This window comes from Rhodobacter sp. 4.3.4 (genome assembly GCF_058724655.1).
The window spans coordinates 300,311-320,147 of sequence record NZ_CM178967.1; the positions used below are offsets into that span (position 1 = coordinate 300,311).

The following is a 19,837-nucleotide window of genomic DNA, read 5'->3' on the forward strand; positions in this document are numbered from 1 at the left end:
CATGAAACACGCGTTGAAACCCCTTGTCGTCACCCTTCTGGCCTTTTCGGCGCTGACCGCCTGTGGCGGGCCGCTGGATCGGGGGGGCGTTTCCATGAACACGATCGAAGAGATCCCGCCTGTCGATGCCGCGACGCAGGCGGGGATGGATGCCTGGGTGGCGGGCTTCAAGCCCCGCGCGATGGCGGCGGGGATTTCCGAGGCAACCTGGACCCGCGCGATGCGCGATGTGCCCTATAACCCGAAGGTGATCGAGCGGCAGCAGTTTCAGGCCGAATTCGTGAAACCGATCTGGGATTACATGGACAGTGCGGCGTCCGAGGAACGCATCGCCAAGGGCCGGGCGGCGCTTTCGCAGCATGCGGCGATCCTGCGCGAGATCGAGGCCCGCTATGGTGTCGACAAGGAAGTGGTCGTCGCCGTCTGGGGCATGGAAAGCCGCTATGGCGCCAAGCGCGGCAACACCCTGATCATCCCGGCACTGGCGACGCTTGCCCATGACGGGCGGCGGGCGCAGTTCTTTGAAAGCCAGCTGATTGGCGCGCTGAAGATCCTGCAGGCGGGCGATATCGACCCGGCCCACATGACCGGGTCCTGGGCCGGGGCGATGGGGCATACGCAGTTCATCCCGACCTCTTACCTCGCCTTTGCGGTCGATTTCACCGGCGATGGCAAGCGCGACATCTGGTCGGACAATCCGGCCGATGCGCTGGCCTCGACCGCCGCCTATCTGGCGCGCTCGGGCTGGTCGAAGGGGCAGCCCTGGGCGGTGGAGGTCTCGCTGCCCGAGGGCTTTGACGTGGGGCTGGCGGGCAAGAGCACGAAGCGGTCGCCCGCGGATTGGGCGGCGCTGGGCGTGCGCGGCGTGAACGGCGGGGTGGTGCCGAATTACGGGCCGGCCTCGATCCTGCTGCCCGCGGGGCCGCAGGGGCCTGCGCTGATGATCTTTGGCAATTTCACCGCGATTTCGCGCTACAACAATGCCGATGCCTATGTGATGGGGGTCGGCCATCTGTCGGACCGGCTGAAGGGGCAGGGGCCTTTTGTCCATCCCTGGCCGCGCGAGGGCCGGGCGCTCACCGATGCCGAAAAGGTCGAGGTGCAGCAACTGCTGACCGCGCAGGGCTATGACACCAAGGGCACCGACGGGCTGATCGGCGCGGGCACGATCGGCGCGGTGATGGATTATCAGCGCGACCACGGCATGACCCCGAACGGCTGGGTGACGATCAAGCTGCTGGAAAGCCTGCGCGGCGGTTGATCGGCTCTCCCGCGCCGATCACGGCGCCGGGCTGAGGCCGATCACCAGCTCATGCAGATGAAACACCGCCGCCCAGGCGAAGATCGCGATGGCGAGCCGGAGCCATGACGGCCGCCCCCGCGGGCGCCAGCGGCCGGTCAGAAGCGCGGAGCAGGGGATCAGGCTGGTTTGCGCCGCAAGACGGTTGAACTCGGCCAGACCGATGCGGCGGATCAGACGTTTTTCCATCGCGCGCATCCCGATCAGCGAGAACAGCAGGAACCCCCCGAACAGGATCGCATGCGCCAGATCGCCGTTCACCAAGAGATGCGCCAGCGCCCAAAGCACCAGCGCCCAGAGGAAGGGCTGCCGGGTGATGCCGACGATCCCGGGCCGCGCGGGGTCGAAACCGGTCGCCCGGCCCTCGAAGGCGAAGGGGTTCGGGGCGGCGATGGCGTAGCTTGAAATCAGGATCACCAGCGGCATCACGATATTCGCGACCCAGCGCATCCAGATTTCCTGCGGCCAGAGTTCGACAAAGGGGGCGCGGGCGGCGGCCAGGATCAGCCAGTAGAGCAGCCCCAGAGCAAGGGTGCCAAAGGCGATGCCATAGCCCGCAGGGCCAAGGGTGGCGACCAGCGATGCCTTGATCCGCGGCGTGGCCGGGATCAGATGGGTCGCCATGAAGGCAAGGCCCGCGAGCGAAAACTCAAGCCAATCCATCGCTTATCTTTGCTTCGACAGCTGCACGGCCAGAATGCCGCCGGTGATGATGACGACGCCCAGCAGATCCGGCAGGCCCAGCCGCTCGCCCAGCACCACCGCCGCGATGGCGACGCCGAAGAACGGGTTGAGGAAATGGAAGGTCGCGGCCTTGACCGCGCCGATCCGTCCGACCAGCCGGAACCAGATCCAGGTCGCCAGAAGCCCGGGGATCAGCGTCGTGTAAAGGAAGGCCAGCACGAGCCGGGTCGAGGGCACCACCTCCCAGGTTTCGGTCAGCGCAGACACCACCGCCAGCACCGCGGCGCCCACCAGCATCTGCAAGCCGACGATCATCAGCACATTGCCGCCCGAAGACGCGCCGCGCACCGAGAGCGTGGCGATCGACAGCGCCAGGGCCGCCGCGAAGCACAGGCTCAGCCCGACCGGATCGACCCCGCCCGAGAGCCGCGCCCCCATGATGATCGCCACCCCGATCACCCCCGCCACCAGCCCGGCCAGACCCAGCGGCCGCACCGTGTCGCCGTAGACGACGCGGCCCAGAAGCGCCACCATCAGCGGCATCGTCGAGGCGACGATCGAGGCGACCGAGGCCTGCACCCATTGCATCGCGACGAAATTCAGCCCGAGATAAAGCGCGTTCTGGCACAGGCCGAAGATCAGCGTCGCCTTCCATTGCGGGCGCGTCAGCCGCCAGCTTTGCCCCAGCGCCAGCGCAATGGCGACGCCCAGGCCCCCCGAGATCAGGAACCGCGCCGAAAGCGCCAGCAGCGGCGGCGCCTCGGCCACGATCATCCGCGCCGAGGTGAAGGCCGATGACCACATCAGCGCGAAGGCAAGGCCCATGACGATGGCGCGAAGATCCATTCCGTTCCCCCTGTCGGTGCGATTTCGAACAGCCAGAACCGGAAACCCCCGCATCGGACAAGATAAAACCTGTATGCGATACAGGTTCTTCGCCCCGGGGCCGGGGGGCGTGCATGCAAAAGGCCGCCCTGCGGAGGCAGAGCGGCCCGAATTCCGGCTCCCTTGCGGGGCCTCGGGGATCAGACGTTGACGCTGTCCTTGAGGGCTTTGGCGATCGTCACCTTCACCTGCTTGTCGGCAGGTTTCATCATCGTTTCCCCGGTGGCCGGGTTGCGCACCTGACGCTCCGGACGGGCCTTGCACGAGACCTTGCCGATGCCCGGCAGCGTCACCGACCCGCCCGCCGCGACTTCCTTCGTCACGACATCGGCGATGGCGTCGATGGCGGCGGTCGCGGTTTTCTTGTCCGACCCCATGGCTTCGGCAAGTGCTGCCACCAGCTGGGTCTTGGTCATCGGTTTCGACATGGGTCTTCCTCTCATACGCCCCGGGTGGAGGGGCCATCTTGATCCGTCTGCACGGTTTGATGCGCCCTCTAACACACGGTTTTTTCCAGCATGGCAAGCCTTTTCGGGCAGGTTTTGCGGATTTTACCGGCGTCAAGGCAGCGCATCAGAGGAAGGCGGTTTCGTCGAAAGAGCGCAGTTTCCGGCTGTGGATTCGCTCCAGCGGCATGGCCCGCAGCTTCTCCATCGCCCGCACGCCGATCAGCAGATGGCTGGCCACTTGCGTGCGGTAAAACTCGGTCGCCATGCCCGGAAGTTTCAATTCTCCGTGCAGCGGCTTGTCCGAAACGCAAAGCAGCGTGCCATAGGGAACGCGGAAGCGGAACCCGTTCGCGGCGATGGTGGCGCTTTCCATGTCGAGCGCCACGGCCCGGCTTTGATTGAGCCGTTGCACCGGGCCGGACTGGTCGCGCAGCTCCCAGTTGCGGTTGTCGATCGTCGCCACCGTGCCCGTGCGCATGATCCGTTTCAGCTCGTAGCCCTCCAGCTGGGTGATCTCGGCCACCGCCTCCTGCAACGCCACCTGCACCTCGGCGAGCGCCGGGATCGGCACCCAGACCGGCAGATCGTCATCGAGCACATGGTCTTCGCGCAGGTAGGCATGGGCCAGAACGAAATCGCCTAGGGATTGCGAGTTGCGCAGCCCTGCACAATGGCCGACCATCAGCCAGGCATGCGGGCGCAGCACCGCGATATGATCGGTCGCGGTCTTCGCATTCGACGGCCCGACGCCGATATTGACCAGCGTGATGCCGTTCCCGTCCGGCCGCTTGAGGTGATAGGTCGGCATCTGCGGCAGCTTCGCCAAGGGCGGGATCACGCCATCGGCGGTGGTGATTTCCACATTCCCGGGCGCGACGAAACTGCTGTAGCCCTGTGCCGGATCGGCCAGCATCTGCCGCGCGACTTTCTCGAATTCGTCGACATAGAACTGATAGTTGGTGAACAGCACATGGTTCTGGAAATGCTCAGGGCTTGTCGCGGTGTAATGCGAGAGCCGGGCGAGCGAGTAATCCACCCGTTGCGCGGTGAAGGGCGCCAGATGCCCCGATCCATCCGGGTTCGGCTTGGCCGTGCCATTCACGATATCGTCGTTCATGCTTTCCAGGGACGGCACGTCGAAAACATCGCGCAGGGAAATCGTCAGCGCCCCTTCCTGCGGGATCGTCACCTCGGGCTGACCGGCCACGGCGAAATGCACCGGGATCGGCGTTTCCGAGGGGCCGACCGTCACCGGCACCCCATGGTTGCGCATCAAAAGCCCGATCTGCTGCGTCAGGTAATTGCGGAACAGATCGGGGCGGGTGATCGTCGCCACCTTGGTCCCCGGCGAGGAGACATGACCAAAGCTCAGCCGGCTGTCGACCTTGAGATGCGAGGTGACGGTGATCCGCACCTCGGGGTAGAAAGCGCGAAAGCGGGTGTCGGCGCGGCCGGTGGCCAGAACCTCGTTGAAGTTCTGCAGAAGGAAGCCGGTCGCCTCGGCGTAAAGCTGTTCGAGCCGCGCCACGGCGGCGGCCGGATCGGTGAAACTGTCATGCGCCGAGGGCGGCGGGGTCAGGATCGTCACGGGATCATTCATGCGAAAAGCTCGGTCAGTTGGAATTTCGTTACATCGACAAGGCCAAGGTCGGAAATGCGGATTTCCGGGATCACCACCAAGGCCAGCAGCGAATGCTGCATATAGGCGTTGTTGAGCCTGCAACCGCAATCGGCCATCGCCTTCACCATCGCTTCGGCGCGGGCGGCGACCTCGGCGGCGGGGTCGTCGGACATCAGCCCGGCGATGGGCAGGGGCACCGCGGCCAGCTCGGCGCCGTCTTTCCAGACGCTGATGCCGCCGCCCATCTCGCCCAGCCGGTTCGCCACGGCGGCCATCGCGTCGCGGTCGGTGCCCACCACGATCATGTGATGGCTGTCATGCGCCACGGTCGAGCCGATGGCCATGGACCCCCTGTAGCCAAAGCCCGAGACGAAGCCGTTCACCACCTTGCCGGTGCCCCGGTGCCGCTCGACCAGCGCGATCTGCGCCACGTCTTTCGCCTCGTCCGGCTGCGCCAGCCCATCCACCACCGCCAGCTCCGCAGTCAGCGCCTTGGTCGGCGCCTGATTTTCGACGACGCCGATCACCCTTGCCGTCACCGTATTCGCGCCTTCGGGCGCGGGAATGGCGAAATCCTCGGCCGTCAGATGCTTGCCCAGATGCACGGTCTGCCGCGCACTGTCGGGCCAGTCGTAATGCGGGCAGTCCGCCTTCAGAATGCCGTTTTCCGCCACCACCTGCCCGCGGGCGATCACCAGCTCGACCGGCAGGCTGACCAGATCCGAGGTCAGGATCACATCCGCCCGCCGCCCGGGCGCAATCGAGCCCAGTTCCCGTTCCAGCCCGAAATGGCTGGCCGTGTTCACCGTGCACATCTGTAGCGCGATCAGGGGATCGCAGCCGCAAGCGACGGCATGGCGATAGGCGCGGTTCATGTGGCCGTCGTGAACCAGCGTGCCGGAATGGCAATCGTCGGTGCAAAGAATGAAGTTGCGCGGATCAAGGCCGCGCTGCGTCACCGCGGTGATCTGGCTTTCGATGTCATACCAGGCCGAGCCGAGCCGCAGCATCGCCCGCATCCCCTGCCGCACCCGGGCCACGGCGTCTTCCTCGCAGGTGCCCTCGTGATCATCGGCCGGACCGCCCGCCACATAGGCGCGGAACGGCGCGCCCAGATCGGGGCTGGCATAATGCCCGCCGACGGTTTTCCCCGCCCGCTGCACGGCGGCGATCTCGGCCAGCATCTTGGCATCGGCGCCGATGACGCCCGGAAAGTTCATCATCTCGCCCAGGCCGATGATGCCGGGCCAGGACATCGCCTTGGCCACATCCTCGGGGGTGATCTCATAGCCCGTGGTTTCCAGCCCGGGGGCCGAAGGCGCGCAGGAGGGCATCTGGGTGAAGATGTTGACCGGCTGCAACATCGCCTCGTCATGCATCATCCGCACCCCGTCCAGACCCAGCACATTGGCGATTTCATGCGGATCGGTGAACATGGTGGTTGTGCCATGCGGAATGACGGCGGCGGCGAATTCCGCGGGGGTCAGCATGCCGCTTTCGACATGCATGTGGCCATCGACGAGACCGGGGATCATGTAGCGGCCCTGCGCCTCGATCACGGTGGTTTCCGGCCCGATGGCGGCGGAAAGATCGGGGGCGATGGCGGCGAAACGCCCCTCGGCAATCGCGATGTCGTAGCCGTCCAGCACTTCGCGGCTTTGGACGTTGACCCATTTGCCCTGCCGGATCACGCAATCGGCAAGCGAACGGCCCGCGGCGACGGCAATCAGACGCGGCGCGGCCTCGGGCCAGGTTTTGAGAGATGTCATATGTTCCATGACCAAAGGTGCCAGAGCTTTTTGCCCTTCGCAAGTGACGACGTGATGACTACCTTGCGAGCCGAAGGAGAAACCCATGAAAACGCTGCTCTCGATCGGTCACGGCTATTCGGCGCGGGCGCTGGCGCGGCGGCTTTTGCCCGAGGGCTGGCGGATCATCGCCACGACGCGCAGCGCGGCGAAAGCCGACATGCTGCGCGCCGAAGGGGTGGAGTCGATGGTCTGGACCGGGGGGGCGCTGCCGCTTTCGGAAGCCACGCATCTGCTGACCTCGGTGGCCCCCGATGGTTCTGGCGACCCGGTTCTTGCTGCGCAGCGAAATGAAATTGCTGCGGCGCGGCATCTTGAATGGGTGGGCTATCTGTCCACCGTCGGCGTCTATGGCGATCATGGCGGCGGCTGGGTGGATGAGGAGACGCCGCTGACCCCCTCGACCACGCGCGGCGTGCAACGGGTGGCGGCGGAAACCGCTTGGGCCGCGCTGGGCCAGCCGCTGCATGTGTTCCGGCTTGCCGGGATTTACGGCCCCGGCCGCGGCCCGTTCGAGAAGGTCCGCGACGGCACCGCGCGGCTGATCGTCAAGCCCGGGCAGGTATTTTCGCGCATCCATGTCGAGGATATCGCGCAGGTGCTGGCGGCCTCGATCGCGCGGCCAAACCCGGGGCGGGTCTACAATGTCTGCGATGATGCGCCCTCGCCGCCCGAGGATGTGCTGGCCTATGCGGCGGAACTTCTGGGCCTGCCGCGTCCGCCCGAAGTGCCCTTTGACCCGGCCAGCATGACCCCGATGGCGGCGAGTTTTTACGCCGAAAACAAGCGGGTGCGGAATGACCGGATCAAGGCCGAACTTGGGGTGACGCTTCGTTACCCCGATTACCGCGCGGGACTTGAGGCGATGCTTTGATCCGGGGGCTTCAGGCCGGTTGCGCCTGAAGCGGCCGTTCCTTCACCGGCAGATGGACAAGGGCCGAAAACGCCCCCATGCCGACGCCGACCCACCAGACCAGCGTGTAATCGCCCGCGATGTCGTAAAGCCGCCCGCCCAGCCAGACGCCCAGAAACGCGCCGAGCTGATGCGAGAAGAACACCACGCCATAAAGCGTGCCCATGTAGCGCAGCCCGTAAAGATCGGCGATCAGGCCCGAGGTCAGCGGCACCGTCGCCAGCCAAAGCGCCCCCATGACCAGCGAGAAGACCAGCACCGTCGCAGGCGTCATCGGCGCCAGGATGAAGGCGGCGGCGGCCAGCGTGCGCAAAAGGTAGATGATGGCGAGAGCGTATTTCTTCGAATAATGCCGCCCGGCCCAACCGGCAAGGATCGTGCCCGCGATATTGGCCAGACCGATCAGCGAGATGGCAACGGCGCCAAGGGTCGACAGGCTCTCGATCCCCACCGCGGCCAGCAGCGAGCCGGGGGGAACGGCGCCGCACATCTCGGTCACCATTGCCGGGAAATGCGCGGTGATGAAGGCCAGCTGATAGCCGCAGGAGAAAAAGCCCAGAAAGATCAGGGTGAAGGACGGGTCTTTCAGCGCGCGTTTCAAGACCGTGCCCATCGGCTCGCTGGTGCCATGCTGCGCCGTGCGGGCGGGGCTGCGCAGCAGCGGCAGGGCCAGAAGCGCCAGCAGGATGGTGACGGCAAAGATCACGAAAACGCTCTGCCAGGGGAAGTGCCGCAACAGCAGTTCCGCCACCGGGGCGCCAAAGACCTGACCGGCCGAGCCCGCGGCGGTGGCGATGCCCAGCGTGAGCGAGCGGTTCTCATCGGACGCCGCGCGCCCGACAACGGCCAGGATCACGCCAAAGCCGGTGCCTGCGATGCCGAAGCCGACGAAGATCTCCAGCAGGTCATGTTGCCAGGGCTGGGTGGCAAAGGCGGACAGCACCAGCCCGAACGCATACATCAGCGCGCCCAGGATGATCGCCTTGCGGTCGCCGAATCGTTCCGCGATGGCGCCGAAGATCGGCTGGCCGATCCCCCAGGCCAGGTTCTGGATCGCGATGGCCAGTGAAAATTCCGCCCGCGGCCAGCCGAATTCGGTGGCGATCGGGATCTGGAACACCCCGAACGAGGCCCGGATGGCGAAGCCAAGCATCAAGATGATGGCCCCGCCCACAAGGACGGGGGTGATCAGGCGGCTTTGTGTCATTTGCGTCTCCCTCGCAAGGGGACCAGTCCGCCATGCGGGAGGGCGCGGCGTCAACCGGCCGATTGTGCCCCGAACAATCGCGCCGCCGCGGCGCGGCCCGCGATGCGGCCGGTCGCCAGACAGCCGGTCAGCAGATAGCCGCCCGTTGGCGCCTCCCAATCCAGCATCTCGCCCGCGGCAAAGACCCCGGGCAGGGCTTTCAGCTCCAGCTGCCCGGTCAGGGCGGTGGCACAAATCCCCCCCGCCGAGGAGATCGCCTCGGAAAGCGGTCGGGGACCAAGGTGGCGCACCGGCAGCGCCTTGATCTTGCGGGAAAGCGCCAGCGGATCAGAGGGCAGCGGACGGCCCCATTCCTGCAAAAGCGCCAGTTTCACCGGGTCCAGCCGCAGCGCCTTGCGCAGCCGGTTGGGCAGGCTGTCGCGCGCGGGGGCGCGGCCCAGCCGATGCGCGATGTCCTCGAGGCCAAGATCGGGCGCAAGGTCCAGCGAAAGCGGCGCGCCGTCCCGCACGAGCGCCGCGATCGCATAGATGCCGCCGCCCTCAAGACCCCGGGCGGACAGGACGAATTCGCCCCGGCTGATCCGGTCGGGGGTGATCAGCGCCGCTCCCTTGACCGGCTGGCCCAGATGCGCGGCCATATGGGGCGACCAGTCGACGACCAGCCCCATGTTCGCGGGCTGAAACGGCGCCAGCGTCACGCCCTTGTCCAAAAGCCACGGCACCCAGGCCGCGTCCGACCCCAGCCGCGGCCAGCTGGCGCCGCCAAGCGCCAGAACGGTGACGGCGGGCCTCAGCACCTGCCCTCCCGCGGGCGTGTCGAAGGCGAAACCATCTCCGGCAAAGCCGGTCCAGCGCCAGCGGGTGCGCGTTTCGACGCCCAGATCGGCCAGCCTGCGCGCCCAAAGCCGCAGCATCGGCGAGGCTTTCATCGCGACCGGAAACACCCGGCCCGTCGAGCCGGTGAACAGATCGACGCCAAGACCGCGGGCAAACTCCATCACCGCCGCGGGGCCGAAACCGGCGACATGCGGGCGAATCCAGTCGGGGGAATAGGCGTCCAGAAACTGCGCCAAAGGCTCGTCGCGGGTCAGGTTCAGCCCGGATTTCCCCGCCATCAGGAATTTCCGCGCAAGCGTCGGCTTCGCCTCGGCCAGCAGCACCCGGGCGCCTGCGCGGGCCAGCTCCTCGGCGGCCATCATCCCCGCCGGACCGCCGCCGATCACCAGCGCCGTCACAGCTTCGCCGCCACGGAGGCGAGCCGCATCAGCGCCCGCTCGATCACCGCCATCTGCGGCGCCTTGGAGGCCGAGCGCAGCGTCAGATCCGCCTCGATCAGCACTTTCAGTGCTTCTTCGAGCCGCATCATCCCCCAGCGACTGGCCTGCCGCTGCAGCACATCCCGGCGCGGGCCGAAGACCGGCGGGCGCAGCTTGCCAATCCCCGCGCCCACCCCGCCGGGGTCCGAGGCCGCCATATGCAGGGTGCGGAAATGCCGCGTCGCCATGATCGCCAGCGTGACCGGTTGCACGCCCTGTCCCTCGATCCGGCGCATCATCCGCGCCAGGTCCAAGGGCCGCCCGTCGGCCACCAGTTCCAGCACCTCGTCGATCTCGGCTTCGACCGTGCTGGGGGCGCACAGCGCCACCTCGGCCGGGGTCAGGGGGCTGCTATCCCCATGTTTGTAAAGCGCGATCTTTTCGATCGTCTGGCGGAAATCGCCGGGATCGAGCGCCTTCGACAAAGCCAGAACATCGGTCATCGTTTCGTTCGGGATCGCCCGCAGCCCGGCCTTTTTCAGGATCTCCTCGATCTCTTCGCGACTGGGCGGGTCGTCATAAATCCCGATCGCATAGGCGTTCGGATGGTTTTCGAAAATCTTGCGCAGCGCCGATTTCGCTGTCAGCGCGCCCGCCGTGACGATGATCTGCGCATCGCCCTGCGTCCAGGCCTTGACCGCCGCGTCAAAGGCGGGGGCGGTGGTGTCGGTGGCTTCTTCGACAAAGACCACGCGCGGGCCGGGAAAGAAACCGATCTCCTTGATGCCGTCGATGACTTGCGACGCATCCTTGCGCAGATCGGCGCCCGAAAGCCGGGTCAGCCGCATCTCGGCCTCGCCCTCGGGGCCGATCAGCGCCGCGATCACCTCTTGCCGCCGCAGCGCGACCCGCATCGCATCGGCGCCGTAGATCAGAAGCCCCAGCCGCGCCGGATCGGGTTTGCCGAAATAGCGCGTCGCGGCGATGCCGGCGAGTTTCATTTCGGCAGCGTGCCCGCCTGCGCCAGCAGACGGGTGATGATCTGATCGGCCAGCATCCGCATCAGGCGGCGATGCGCGTCATCCTCGGCCGAGGCGGTCGCGACGACCGAGCCCGAGGCCGACCAGGAGGTGAAGCTGCTCACCTTGCCCGCCAGCAGAACGGCTTCCGAGCGGCTGTCCTGCAGCCGATACTCGACCTGCCCGGTCAGCGAATAGCGCGTGGTGGCGCCTTCGGGGGTGATCGCCTGGCCCAGAACATCGGTGGTCACGGTGTAGGACAGCCGATACCGGGGTTTCTCGACCGGGCCGAGCCGTTCCGACAGCCGCCGCACCAGGGCGAAATCGTCGGGCGTCTGCGGCATGTCGGTTTCGACCCGGCCCAAAAGCCCGGCCGCCCCGCCCCCCGGCCCATAGGCCGGGGTGAAGCCGCAAGCCGAAAGCGTTGCGGCGCCGATCAGAGCCAAAAAGGACCGACGGTCAGATGACCACATTGACGATGCGCCCCGGCACAACGATGAGCTTTTTCGGCTGGCCACCGGCCAGAACCTTGATCACAGTCTCGTCCGCCAGCACGAGCTTTTCAACCTCGGAAGCGGGCATGTCCTTCGGCACGGTGACTTCGGACCGGCGCTTGCCGTTGATCTGGATGGGCAGCGTCACCGTATCTTCGACCAGCATCGCCGGATCGGCCTTGGGCCAGGGCGCGCGCACGACCAGGCCTTCGCCGCCCTGATGCGCCCAGACATCCTCGGCCAGATGCGGCACCATCGGCGCCATCAGCTGCGCCAGCGTCCGCATTGCCTGTTGCCGCACCGGCTTGCTGGCATCCGATTTCGCCAGCGTGTTGGTGAATTCGTAAAGCTTCGCAATCGCCTTGTTGAAGGCGAAATTCTCGATCGAGAAGGTGACATCGGCAATCGCCCGGTGCATGGCCCGAAGCAGCGCCTCGTCCTCGCGCGGCGGCAGGTCATCGGGCAGCGAGGCGATGCGATCGCACAGGTTCCACACCCGGGTCAGGTGCTTGCAGGCGGCCTCGGCCCCCGAGGCGGTCCATTCCACGTCCCGCTCGGGCGGGCTGTCCGACATCACGAACCAGCGCGCGGTATCGGCGCCGAATTGCGCGATGATGTTCATCGGATCGACGACGTTCTTTTTCGATTTCGACATCTTGGCCGAGGGGATGATCTCGACCTTTTCTCCCGTCGCCTTCAGCGTGCCGGTTTCAAGATCCACCTCTTCGGGCAGGTGCCAGACCGGACGGCCATTGGTGTCGGTGGTCTTGTAGATCTCGTGCGTCACCATGCCTTGGGTGAAGAGCGCGTCGAAAGGTTCGATCGCCTTCGCGGGCAGGTGCCCGGTCTTCGCCATCGCCCGGGCGAAGAAGCGCGAATAGAGCAGGTGCAGAATCGCATGTTCGATGCCGCCGATATACTGATCGACGTTCATCCAGTACTCGGCATCCTCGGCCACGGTCGGCGACGTCGCATGGGGCGCGGTGAAGCGGGCGTAATACCAGGACGAATCGACGAAAGTGTCCATCGTGTCGGTTTCGCGCCGCGCCGGGGCACCGCATTTCGGGCAGCTGCAATCGCGCCAGGTCGGATGCCGGTCCAGCGGGTTGCCCGGCTTGTCGAAGGTGACATCATCGGGCAGCCGGATCGGCAGGTTTTCCTTTTTCTCGGGCACGACACCGCAGGCGGCGCAATGCACGACGGGAATCGGGCAGCCCCAGTAGCGCTGACGGGAAAGCCCCCAGTCGCGCAGACGATATTTCGTCACGCCGGTGCCCCAGCCCGCGGCTTCGGCAAAGGCGATGGCTGCGGCCACGCCCGCTTCGCCGGTCTGCACGGCGTCCCCGGCAAAGCCGCGGATGTAGCGCACGGGTTCCGATTTCATCGGCACGAAGGCTTCGGTCAGCACGGCTTCCTCGGCGCCCTCGGCGGTGAAGACCGGGTTGATCGGCAGGGCATATTTCGTGGCGAATTCGAAGTCGCGCTGGTCATGCGCCGGGCAGCCGAAGATCGCCCCGGTGCCGTAATCCATCAAGATGAAATTCGCGATCCAGACCGGCAATTCCCAATTGGGATCAAGCGGATGCTTGACGCGGATGCCGGTGTCCAGACCGATCTTCTCGGCGGTCTCGATCGCTTCCTCGGTGGTGCCGCCCTTGCGGCATTGGGCGATGAACTCGGCCATTTCCGGGTTCGCCGCTTCCAGCACTTTCGCCAGCGGATGATCAGGCGAGATGCCCACGAACGACGCGCCCATCAGCGTGTCGGGACGGGTGGTATAAACCTCGATCTTGCCGAAACCTTCCGGCGCATCGACGGTGTCGAAGCTGAATTGCAGCCCGCGCGACTGGCCGATCCAGTTCGCCTGCATCAGCCGCACCTTTTCCGGCCAGTCCTTCAACCCATCCAGCGCCGCCAGCAATTCGCCCGCGAAATCGGAAATCTTGAAGAACCACTGCGTCAGTTCCTTGCGCTCAACGAGCGCGCCCGAGCGCCAGCCGCGCCCGTCCTCGACCTGTTCATTCGCCAGAACCGTCATGTCGACCGGGTCCCAGTTCACCACCGCGTTCTTGCGATAGACGAGACCGGCCTCCAGCATATCCAGGAACATCGCCTGCTGCTGGCCGTAATATTCCGGGTCGCAGGTGGCAAACTCGCGGCTCCAGTCGATCGACAGCCCCAAAGGCTTCATCTGCGCGCGCATGTCGGCGATGTTGGAATAGGTCCAGTCCTTCGGATGGCCGCCCCGCTCCATCGCCGCATTTTCCGCGGGCATTCCGAAAGCGTCCCAGCCCATCGGGTGCAAGACACTGAAACCGCAGGACATTTTATAGCGCGCCACGACATCGCCCATGGTGTAGTTGCGCACATGGCCCATGTGGATGCGCCCCGAGGGATAGGGGAACATCTCGAGCACGTAATATTTCGGCCTGGCGGGGTCCCGCCGCGCGGTGAACACGCCTGCCGCCTCCCAGGCGGCTTGCCATTTCTGTTCGCTCTGGCTCGGTTCGTAACGCGACATCTGGCCCCTCGTTCGTCATCGGTCGCGGGTTTGCTACACCGCGCGGGGCCGGAAGGTCCAGTGATCAGCACGGACAAGTGACAAAATATCCCCGCCGCGGGACGGCCCGGGCGGGGAGAAGGTCCCTGTCGAAAGGGTCGAAAGACTTAAAGACCCGAGTCGCGGATCCGCAGCTGCCGGGCCCGGGTCAGGATCGCATCCTCGACCGCGCGCACGGTTTCGGGCGCGACCGTGCCGCCGCGGCTTTCCAGCGACACCTTGAGCGAGCGCGCATCAAGCGCCGGATCGGTGACATGGATCGTCGCGCGGTAAGCCTTGCCGCCGCCGGGCGGCGTGCCATAGCCGGTGACGATCAGCCCCGAGAACGGATCGACCGACTGGATCGGCAGGAAGTCGAGCACTTCAAGCGAGGCCATCCAGAGATATTTGTTCACCCCGATCGCGACATTCGGATCCTGGTTGTTCGAAAACAGATCCCAGACCGAGGATTGCTTGGGTTCGGCATGGAACTTGTCCCGGGCGGTTTCCTGCTGTTGCGGCGCGGGCCGGGCCGGGCCGCCCCAGTTGAACAGCTTGCCGCTGGAGGTGCCGCAGCCTGCCAGACCAAGCGCGACCGTCACCAGCAGACCGGTGCGCAAAGAGGTTGCTTTCTTCATACGATCAACTGCCCCCGCAGGCTGAACCCATTGGCTTTTCCTGTCTCTAGCCGATGGCCGGGGGGGCGACAAGATTTTTCCCCCGTACAGCCGCCCGCGCGTCCGCCCGCAACGGGGCGCGGCGCCCGCCGGTCCCAGCGGGGGACTGTGGCAAAGCTGCACCACGCGGTTTCGCTTTGGCCGCTTCGGTCCCGTTTTCGTTGCAATATGAGGCGGGGCGAGAGAAAAAGCCCTCATACCCACCTCGGATTCCCCTGAGTTGGGGCTTACCTTAGCAAAATGAGGGAAAAATGAAAAAGCTTCTCATCGCGTCGACCGCGCTCGTCATGGTCGCCGGCGCTGCCGCCGCCGAAGTGAAACTCTCGGGCGACGCCCGCATGGGTACCCTGTACGATGGCGACGAGTGGAACTTCTCGAGCCGCGCCCGCGTGATCTTCACGCTCTCGGGCACCACGGACACCGGTCTGGAATTCGGCGCCACCTTCAAAACCTCGGACCTGCGCGGCGATGCCACGCAAGATCCGCGCAACGGTAGCCGCGGCACCGTCTTCCTGTCGGGCGCCTTCGGCAAGATCACCATGGGTGACGTGACCTCGGCCCCGGAAGAGCTGTTCGGCGATCTGGCCGACGTGGGCTACCTGGGTGATGACCAAACCACTTCGGGTGTGGACGCGGCTGGTGATTCGCTCGGCCTCACCAACGACATCCCCTATCTGACCCTCGACAACCAAACCCAATCCGCGGTGCTGTACACCTACACCGCCGGTGCGTTCTCGGTTGCCGCGGCGCTGACCGACGGTCAACAGAACGGCGTCTTTGACGACAAGACGACCCCGAACGTCAACGAGAGCGAAGAAGACCAAGCTTACTCGGTCGCCGGTGCTTACACCTTCGGCAACTACACCGTTGGCCTCGGCTACGAAAAAATCGACGGCGTTGTCGCTGCCGATGATGCTGCGCAAACCGAACTGGCCGGTATGGCGAAATTCGGCAACACCGATGTCAAAGCCTACTACGCCATCGGCGACGATGCGAACCCGATTGACGATGCGATCGGCCTGAGCGTTGCCTCGGCCTTCGGTGCGGTCACCGTCAAAGGCTACGTGCAAAAGGCGAGCCCGATCAACGGCGTTGACATCGGCGGTGGCGTTGACGAGTCGGTCACCTGGTACGGCCTCGGCGCCGACTACGATCTCGGCGGCGGCGCGGTCATCGCGGCTGGTCTGCAAGACGACAACACCCCGGACAGCGACATGGTCGCCAACATGGGTGTGAAATTCAAGTTCTGATCTCTCGGAACCTGATTGGGAAAGAGCGGGCTTCGGCCCGCTCTTTTCTTTTGCGGCGCCCTGTGCTCGATTGCGCCGCGAAGGAGAGTGCCATGGGATTGCAGGAGATTGAGAGCCGGATCGCGGAAGCGACCCGGGCCGCGGGCCGGGCCGAGGGGTCGGTGCGGCTGATCGCCGTGTCGAAGGTGCAGCCGCCCGACCGGGTTCTGGCGGTGCTTGATCAGGGGCAGCGGCTCTTTGGCGAGAATTACGTGCAGGAGGCGGCTGCGAAATGGCCCGCCTGGCGCGATCAGTTTCCGGGCGTGGCGGTGCATATGATCGGGCCGTTGCAGACCAACAAGGCGAAACAGGCGGTGGCGCTGTTCGAGGCGATCCACACGCTCGACCGGCCCTCCTTGGCGGTGAAGCTGGCCGCGCTGGCGCAGGCGCGGGGGGCAAGCCCGGATCTCTTCGTGCAGGTCAACACCGGCGCCGAGCCGCAAAAGGCGGGCGTTCTGCCCGAAGCTTTGGATGATTTCGTCGCCGAGGCGCGGCGGCTGGATCTGCCGGTCGTCGGGCTGATGTGCATTCCGCCGGAAGCGGAAGACCCCGCCCCGCATTTCGCGGCTCTGGCGGGGATGGCGGCGCGCAACGGGCTTTCCGGGCTGTCGATGGGGATGAGTTCGGATTTCGAGGCGGCGATTGTGGCGGGGGCGACGCATGTGCGCGTGGGGTCCGCCATTTTCGGGGCACGCGATTACGGGGCGCGCGCCTAGGCCTTGTCGGCGGACCGGGGCGCTGCCCCGGACCCCGGGATATTTTTCGCAAGATGAAAGCAGGCAAGCGGCGGGATGAGGAGTTCCGTGCCGGGTTTCAGGCTGCGGGCGAGCTTGAGCAGATCGGCGCGGTCAAGCGCAAGGCAGCCCGCGGTCGGGTAACACAGGCGGCGGCGCTGATGCAGGAAGATCGCCGAGCCTTTGCCGGGCGTCGCTTTCGGGTAGTTCCAGTCGGTGATCAGCACGATGTCGTAAAGCGGATCGCGGCGGGCCATGCGTTCGTGGCTGGCTTTGAACGGCGCGCGGACGGGCTGGTTATAGGCGGGGTGGTCGGGATCGTCGCACCACAGATCCTGCGGGCCGATCGGCCTTGCCCAAGGTGCGGGGCGCGGCAGGCGGTCGGCGCGGTAGAGCATCCCGACGATGCGCAGCCGACCGATGGGCGTGGCGCCGTCACCCTCGCGTTTCGTCAGGCTCAGCCCGCCGCGGCCGATCTGCACCGGATGGCGGCGGCCCTGGAACAGAAGCCCGGTGGCGGTCAGGCGGATCACAGCAGATGCCCCGATTTCGCGGCCTTGGTCGCAAGATAGGCTTCGTTATGGGCGCTTTGGCCGACCTTGAGCGGCACCCGCTGCGCCACCGCAATGCCGTGGGTTTCCAGCATCCGCACCTTGGCCGGGTTGTTGGTCAAAAGCCGCACCGAGCTGAAGCCGAGCTTTTTCAAGAGCGCCGCGCCGATGCGGAAATCGCGTTCGTCATCCTCGAAGCCCAGCCGGTGGTTTGCCTCGACCGTATCAAAGCCCTGATCCTGCAGCGAATAGGCGCGCATCTTGTTGGCCAGCCCGATGCCGCGTCCCTCCTGATTGAGGTAAAGCAGCACGCCCGCGCCCTCGGCCCCCATCTGATGCAGCGCCGCATCCAGCTGCGGCCCGCAATCGCATTTCAGCGAGCCCATCACATCGCCGGTGAAACAGGCCGAATGCAGCCGCGCCAGAACCGGCTGCATCCGGTCGGGCGAGCCGATCTCGATGGCGTAATGTTCCGGCCCGCCATCATCGGGGCGGAAGATGTGCAGCCGTCCCTTTTCCGCGGCCCGCATCGGCACCCGCGCCGCGGCGACGGGGGCAAAGACCGCCTCGGAAGACAGCAGATGCAGCAGCTGCGCCGCGTCAAGCGCTGTCAGCGCTTCGGGCGCGGGATCGGGAAGGGGGGCGAGCAGCGCCGCGGGCAGAAGCTGCGCGGTCTTGCAAAGCCCGATCGCGGCGCGGGCGAGGGTGGCATCCCCGCCGCGCTGGCTGGTGAGCGGCCCCTTCATCGGCATACGCAGATCATCGGCCGGATCGGCCAGCGCCCGCAGCCAGGCCAGATCGGCGTCCTCGGGCACGGCGATCCGGGCAAGGTCGTCATCATAGACCCGGGCCTTCAGCGTCTCGGCCCGCCACGAGGTCAGCGCCAATGTGAGCGGCCCGACGTTGCGCAGCGCCTGCAGACGCTCGGGCGAGAGCGTCTCGATGGCGACGGCAAGTCCCTGCCCCGAGAGCACGACGGGAAGCCCGAGCCGCAGATCGGCGCGGGCACGGTTCACAAGTTCAAGGGCGCTCGGGCCGAGGGCAGGGGGCGTTTCCATGGCCGGAAGATAGCGGCGGTTGAAACAGATTGAAACACTTCCCGCCTCTGCGTCACCCTTGCGTGAGAAAGATTTCACCTCTCTTGCCGCAGTCGTGAGGAGAGTCCAGCTTGACACAAACCGCACCAAGATCGGGAGGCAAAGATGGCCGGGCTGAAGAAAATTCTTCTGGTGGATGACGACAGCGACCTGCGCGAGGCGCTGGCCGAGCAGCTGATCGCGACCGAGGAATTCGACGTGTTCGAGGCGGGTTCGGGCGCCGAAGGGGTCGAAAAGGCCAAGGGCGCGCTTTACGATCTGGTGATGCTCGATGTCGGTCTGCCCGATACCGACGGCCGGGAGCTGTGCAAGAAGCTGCGCAAGCAGGGCGTGAAATGCCCGATCATGATGCTGACCGGCCATGACACCGATGCCGACACGATCCTTGGGCTGGACAGCGGCGCGAATGATTACATCACCAAGCCGTTCAAGTTCCCGGTGCTGCTGGCCCGCATCCGCGCCCAGCTGCGCACGCATGAACAGTCGGAAGATGCGGTGTTCCAGCTCGGCCCGTATACGTTCAAGCCGGCGATGAAGATGCTGATCGACGCCAAGGATCGCAAGATCCGGCTGACCGAAAAGGAAACCAACATCCTGAAGTTCCTGTATCGGGCGCAGGACGGGGTGGTGGCGCGCGATGTGCTGTTGCACGAGGTCTGGGGCTACAATGCGGGCGTGACCACGCATACGCTGGAAACCCACATCTACCGGCTGCGTCAGAAGATCGAGCCCGATCCGTCGAATGCCCGGCTGCTGATCACCGAGTCGGGCGGTTACCGGCTGGTTGCCTGACACAGCTCAGGAGCGGGGGTTTCACACCCCCGCACCCCCGTGGCCTATTTTGCCAAGGAAAGGCCGGGCTTTTTCTTGGCAAAATACGCCACTGGGGGAGTCCGCTTGCGGACGGGGGGCAGCGCCCCCCCTTATACAGTCGGGTGGATCTCGTCCTCGGCTTCCTCAAGGCTGATCCCCATCGCATTCAGCCCGTCTTCCAGGTAATCAGCCAGCATCGGAATGCCGAGCAAATAGTCCTCGGTCGGCGCGGTCGCCTCGGCCTTGGCGGTCTCGAAGGCCTCGTCGAATTCCTCGGCCTCGAAGGTCTCGCGGCCGATCCACATCAGCGCGGTCAGCGCCGCCTGCTCATCCTCGTTCAAGGCCGCGATGAAGGCGCGCAGCTCGCGCCCCTGACCGGAGCCGGGCACTTCGGCATCGAACTTGCGGGCGCGGATGATCACATGGGCGATTTTCGACGAGCTGATCGGCAGCATGACACGTCCTCCTGTGGGGCCAGTCTCGTCCCGGACGGGGCGTGAC

19 protein-coding genes are annotated in these 19,837 nt (G+C 65.8%); 5 read left to right on the top strand and 14 right to left on the bottom strand.

Features of this window, described 5'->3' with window-relative positions:
- Position 1 precedes the first annotated feature (1 nt).
- On the top strand, positions 2-1,261 hold the full coding sequence (locus tag AC4PTB_RS01400; RefSeq protein WP_492191346.1) for a lytic murein transglycosylase: 1,260 nt from the start codon (positions 2-4) through the stop codon (positions 1,259-1,261).
- 18 nt (positions 1,262-1,279) lie between these two features.
- Here the strand turns inward: AC4PTB_RS01400 and AC4PTB_RS01405 are convergent, their stop codons facing one another.
- The 5 genes from AC4PTB_RS01405 to ade all read right to left on the bottom strand — a co-directional run bounded on the left by AC4PTB_RS01405 (position 1,280) and on the right by ade (position 6,717).
- Positions 1,280-1,963, bottom strand: coding sequence for an NnrU family protein (locus AC4PTB_RS01405; protein ID WP_492191347.1), 684 nt, complete (start codon positions 1,961-1,963; stop codon positions 1,280-1,282).
- Positions 1,964-1,966: 3 nt separating this feature from the next.
- Entirely contained in the window at positions 1,967-2,830 is an 864-nt protein-coding gene (locus AC4PTB_RS01410; RefSeq protein ID WP_492191348.1) for a DMT family transporter, read from the bottom strand.
- Positions 2,831-3,009: 179 nt separating this feature from the next.
- Entirely contained in the window at positions 3,010-3,297 is a 288-nt protein-coding gene (locus AC4PTB_RS01415; protein ID WP_013065996.1) for an HU family DNA-binding protein, read from the bottom strand.
- A gap of 145 nt (positions 3,298-3,442) precedes the next feature.
- Positions 3,443-4,918 carry an AMP nucleosidase gene (locus AC4PTB_RS01420; protein ID WP_492191349.1) on the bottom strand — a complete coding sequence of 492 codons (1,476 nt, stop codon included), beginning with the start codon at positions 4,916-4,918 and terminating at the stop codon, positions 3,443-3,445.
- Positions 4,915-6,717, bottom strand: coding sequence for an adenine deaminase (gene ade, locus AC4PTB_RS01425; protein WP_492191350.1), 1,803 nt, complete (start codon positions 6,715-6,717; stop codon positions 4,915-4,917). The genes AC4PTB_RS01420 and ade overlap by 4 nt, the downstream gene beginning before the upstream one ends.
- 76 nt (positions 6,718-6,793) lie before the next feature.
- On the opposite strand from ade, the gene AC4PTB_RS01430 reads away from it, so the two are divergent.
- Entirely contained in the window at positions 6,794-7,621 is an 828-nt protein-coding gene (locus AC4PTB_RS01430; protein ID WP_492191351.1) for an SDR family oxidoreductase, read from the top strand.
- Positions 7,622-7,631: 10 nt separating this feature from the next.
- Here the strand turns inward: AC4PTB_RS01430 and AC4PTB_RS01435 are convergent, their stop codons facing one another.
- The 6 genes from AC4PTB_RS01435 to AC4PTB_RS01460 all read right to left on the bottom strand — a co-directional run bounded on the left by AC4PTB_RS01435 (position 7,632) and on the right by AC4PTB_RS01460 (position 14,813).
- Entirely contained in the window at positions 7,632-8,867 is a 1,236-nt protein-coding gene (locus AC4PTB_RS01435; RefSeq protein ID WP_492191352.1) for an MFS transporter, read from the bottom strand.
- Positions 8,868-8,917: 50 nt separating this feature from the next.
- Positions 8,918-10,102, bottom strand: coding sequence for a TIGR03862 family flavoprotein (locus AC4PTB_RS01440; protein ID WP_492191353.1), 1,185 nt, complete (start codon positions 10,100-10,102; stop codon positions 8,918-8,920).
- The gene (gene holA / locus AC4PTB_RS01445; RefSeq protein ID WP_492191354.1) at positions 10,099-11,124 is read right to left on the bottom strand and encodes a DNA polymerase III subunit delta; all 1,026 of its coding nucleotides are present in this window, start codon (positions 11,122-11,124) and stop codon (positions 10,099-10,101) included. Before holA ends, AC4PTB_RS01440 begins: the two co-directional genes overlap by 4 nt.
- The gene (gene lptE / locus AC4PTB_RS01450; protein ID WP_492191355.1) at positions 11,121-11,588 is read right to left on the bottom strand and encodes an LPS assembly lipoprotein LptE; all 468 of its coding nucleotides are present in this window, start codon (positions 11,586-11,588) and stop codon (positions 11,121-11,123) included. The genes holA and lptE overlap by 4 nt, the downstream gene beginning before the upstream one ends.
- Before the next feature lie 13 nt (positions 11,589-11,601).
- Positions 11,602-14,157: a leucine--tRNA ligase gene (gene leuS / locus AC4PTB_RS01455; protein ID WP_492191356.1), complete on the bottom strand. Its 2,556-nt coding sequence runs from the start codon at positions 14,155-14,157 to the stop codon at positions 11,602-11,604.
- Positions 14,158-14,303: 146 nt separating this feature from the next.
- Positions 14,304-14,813 (bottom strand): DUF3576 domain-containing protein, encoded by a 510-nt coding sequence (locus AC4PTB_RS01460; protein WP_492191357.1) that lies wholly within the window; start codon positions 14,811-14,813, stop codon positions 14,304-14,306.
- 290 nt (positions 14,814-15,103) lie between these two features.
- Between AC4PTB_RS01460 and AC4PTB_RS01465 the strand changes: the two genes are divergently transcribed.
- Both AC4PTB_RS01465 and AC4PTB_RS01470 read left to right on the top strand, forming a co-directional pair.
- Entirely contained in the window at positions 15,104-16,102 is a 999-nt protein-coding gene (locus AC4PTB_RS01465) for a porin (RefSeq protein WP_492191358.1), read from the top strand.
- A gap of 92 nt (positions 16,103-16,194) precedes the next feature.
- Positions 16,195-16,857 carry a YggS family pyridoxal phosphate-dependent enzyme gene (locus AC4PTB_RS01470; RefSeq protein WP_492191359.1) on the top strand — a complete coding sequence of 221 codons (663 nt, stop codon included), beginning with the start codon at positions 16,195-16,197 and terminating at the stop codon, positions 16,855-16,857.
- Here the strand turns inward: AC4PTB_RS01470 and AC4PTB_RS01475 are convergent.
- Together AC4PTB_RS01475 and ribA are read right to left on the bottom strand one after the other, a co-directional pair.
- Positions 16,854-17,408 (bottom strand): L,D-transpeptidase family protein, encoded by a 555-nt coding sequence (locus AC4PTB_RS01475; RefSeq protein WP_492191360.1) that lies wholly within the window; start codon positions 17,406-17,408, stop codon positions 16,854-16,856. The two genes, AC4PTB_RS01470 and AC4PTB_RS01475, sit on opposite strands and share 4 nt — an antisense overlap.
- Positions 17,405-18,484, bottom strand: coding sequence for a GTP cyclohydrolase II (gene ribA / locus AC4PTB_RS01480; protein ID WP_492191361.1), 1,080 nt, complete (start codon positions 18,482-18,484; stop codon positions 17,405-17,407). The genes AC4PTB_RS01475 and ribA overlap by 4 nt, the downstream gene beginning before the upstream one ends.
- Positions 18,485-18,628: 144 nt before the next feature.
- Between ribA and AC4PTB_RS01485 the strand changes: the two genes are divergently transcribed.
- Positions 18,629-19,315: a response regulator transcription factor gene (locus tag AC4PTB_RS01485; RefSeq protein ID WP_013066010.1), complete on the top strand. Its 687-nt coding sequence runs from the start codon at positions 18,629-18,631 to the stop codon at positions 19,313-19,315.
- A 131-nt stretch (positions 19,316-19,446) separates the two neighbouring features.
- Here AC4PTB_RS01485 and AC4PTB_RS01490 read toward each other — a convergent pair whose 3' ends face one another.
- Positions 19,447-19,791, bottom strand: a complete 345-nt coding sequence (locus AC4PTB_RS01490; RefSeq protein WP_492191362.1) for a DUF3775 domain-containing protein — start codon at positions 19,789-19,791, stop codon at positions 19,447-19,449.
- Positions 19,792-19,837 lie beyond the last annotated feature (46 nt).

Excerpts from the sequence above, each read along its gene's own strand:
- ade (WP_492191350.1), bottom strand. The coding sequence starts at position 6,717 with ATGGAACATATGACATCTCTCAAAACCTGGCCCGAGGCCGCGCCGCGT.
- AC4PTB_RS01490 (WP_492191362.1), bottom strand. The coding sequence starts at position 19,791 with ATGCTGCCGATCAGCTCGTCGAAAATCGCCCATGTGATCATCCGCGCC.
- AC4PTB_RS01430 (WP_492191351.1), top strand. The coding sequence starts at position 6,794 with ATGAAAACGCTGCTCTCGATCGGTCACGGCTATTCGGCGCGGGCGCTG.
- AC4PTB_RS01415 (WP_013065996.1), bottom strand. The coding sequence starts at position 3,297 with ATGTCGAAACCGATGACCAAGACCCAGCTGGTGGCAGCACTTGCCGAA.
- holA (WP_492191354.1), bottom strand. The coding sequence starts at position 11,124 with ATGAAACTCGCCGGCATCGCCGCGACGCGCTATTTCGGCAAACCCGAT.
- AC4PTB_RS01470 (WP_492191359.1), top strand. The coding sequence starts at position 16,195 with ATGGGATTGCAGGAGATTGAGAGCCGGATCGCGGAAGCGACCCGGGCC.
- AC4PTB_RS01465 (WP_492191358.1), top strand. The coding sequence starts at position 15,104 with ATGAAAAAGCTTCTCATCGCGTCGACCGCGCTCGTCATGGTCGCCGGC.
- AC4PTB_RS01435 (WP_492191352.1), bottom strand. The coding sequence starts at position 8,867 with ATGACACAAAGCCGCCTGATCACCCCCGTCCTTGTGGGCGGGGCCATC.
- AC4PTB_RS01460 (WP_492191357.1), bottom strand. The coding sequence starts at position 14,813 with ATGAAGAAAGCAACCTCTTTGCGCACCGGTCTGCTGGTGACGGTCGCG.
- AC4PTB_RS01405 (WP_492191347.1), bottom strand. The coding sequence starts at position 1,963 with ATGGATTGGCTTGAGTTTTCGCTCGCGGGCCTTGCCTTCATGGCGACC.
- AC4PTB_RS01485 (WP_013066010.1), top strand. The coding sequence starts at position 18,629 with ATGGCCGGGCTGAAGAAAATTCTTCTGGTGGATGACGACAGCGACCTG.
- leuS (WP_492191356.1), bottom strand. The coding sequence starts at position 14,157 with ATGTCGCGTTACGAACCGAGCCAGAGCGAACAGAAATGGCAAGCCGCC.
- AC4PTB_RS01420 (WP_492191349.1), bottom strand. The coding sequence starts at position 4,918 with ATGAATGATCCCGTGACGATCCTGACCCCGCCGCCCTCGGCGCATGAC.
- AC4PTB_RS01400 (WP_492191346.1), top strand. The coding sequence starts at position 2 with ATGAAACACGCGTTGAAACCCCTTGTCGTCACCCTTCTGGCCTTTTCG.
- ribA (WP_492191361.1), bottom strand. The coding sequence starts at position 18,484 with ATGGAAACGCCCCCTGCCCTCGGCCCGAGCGCCCTTGAACTTGTGAAC.
- AC4PTB_RS01410 (WP_492191348.1), bottom strand. The coding sequence starts at position 2,830 with ATGGATCTTCGCGCCATCGTCATGGGCCTTGCCTTCGCGCTGATGTGG.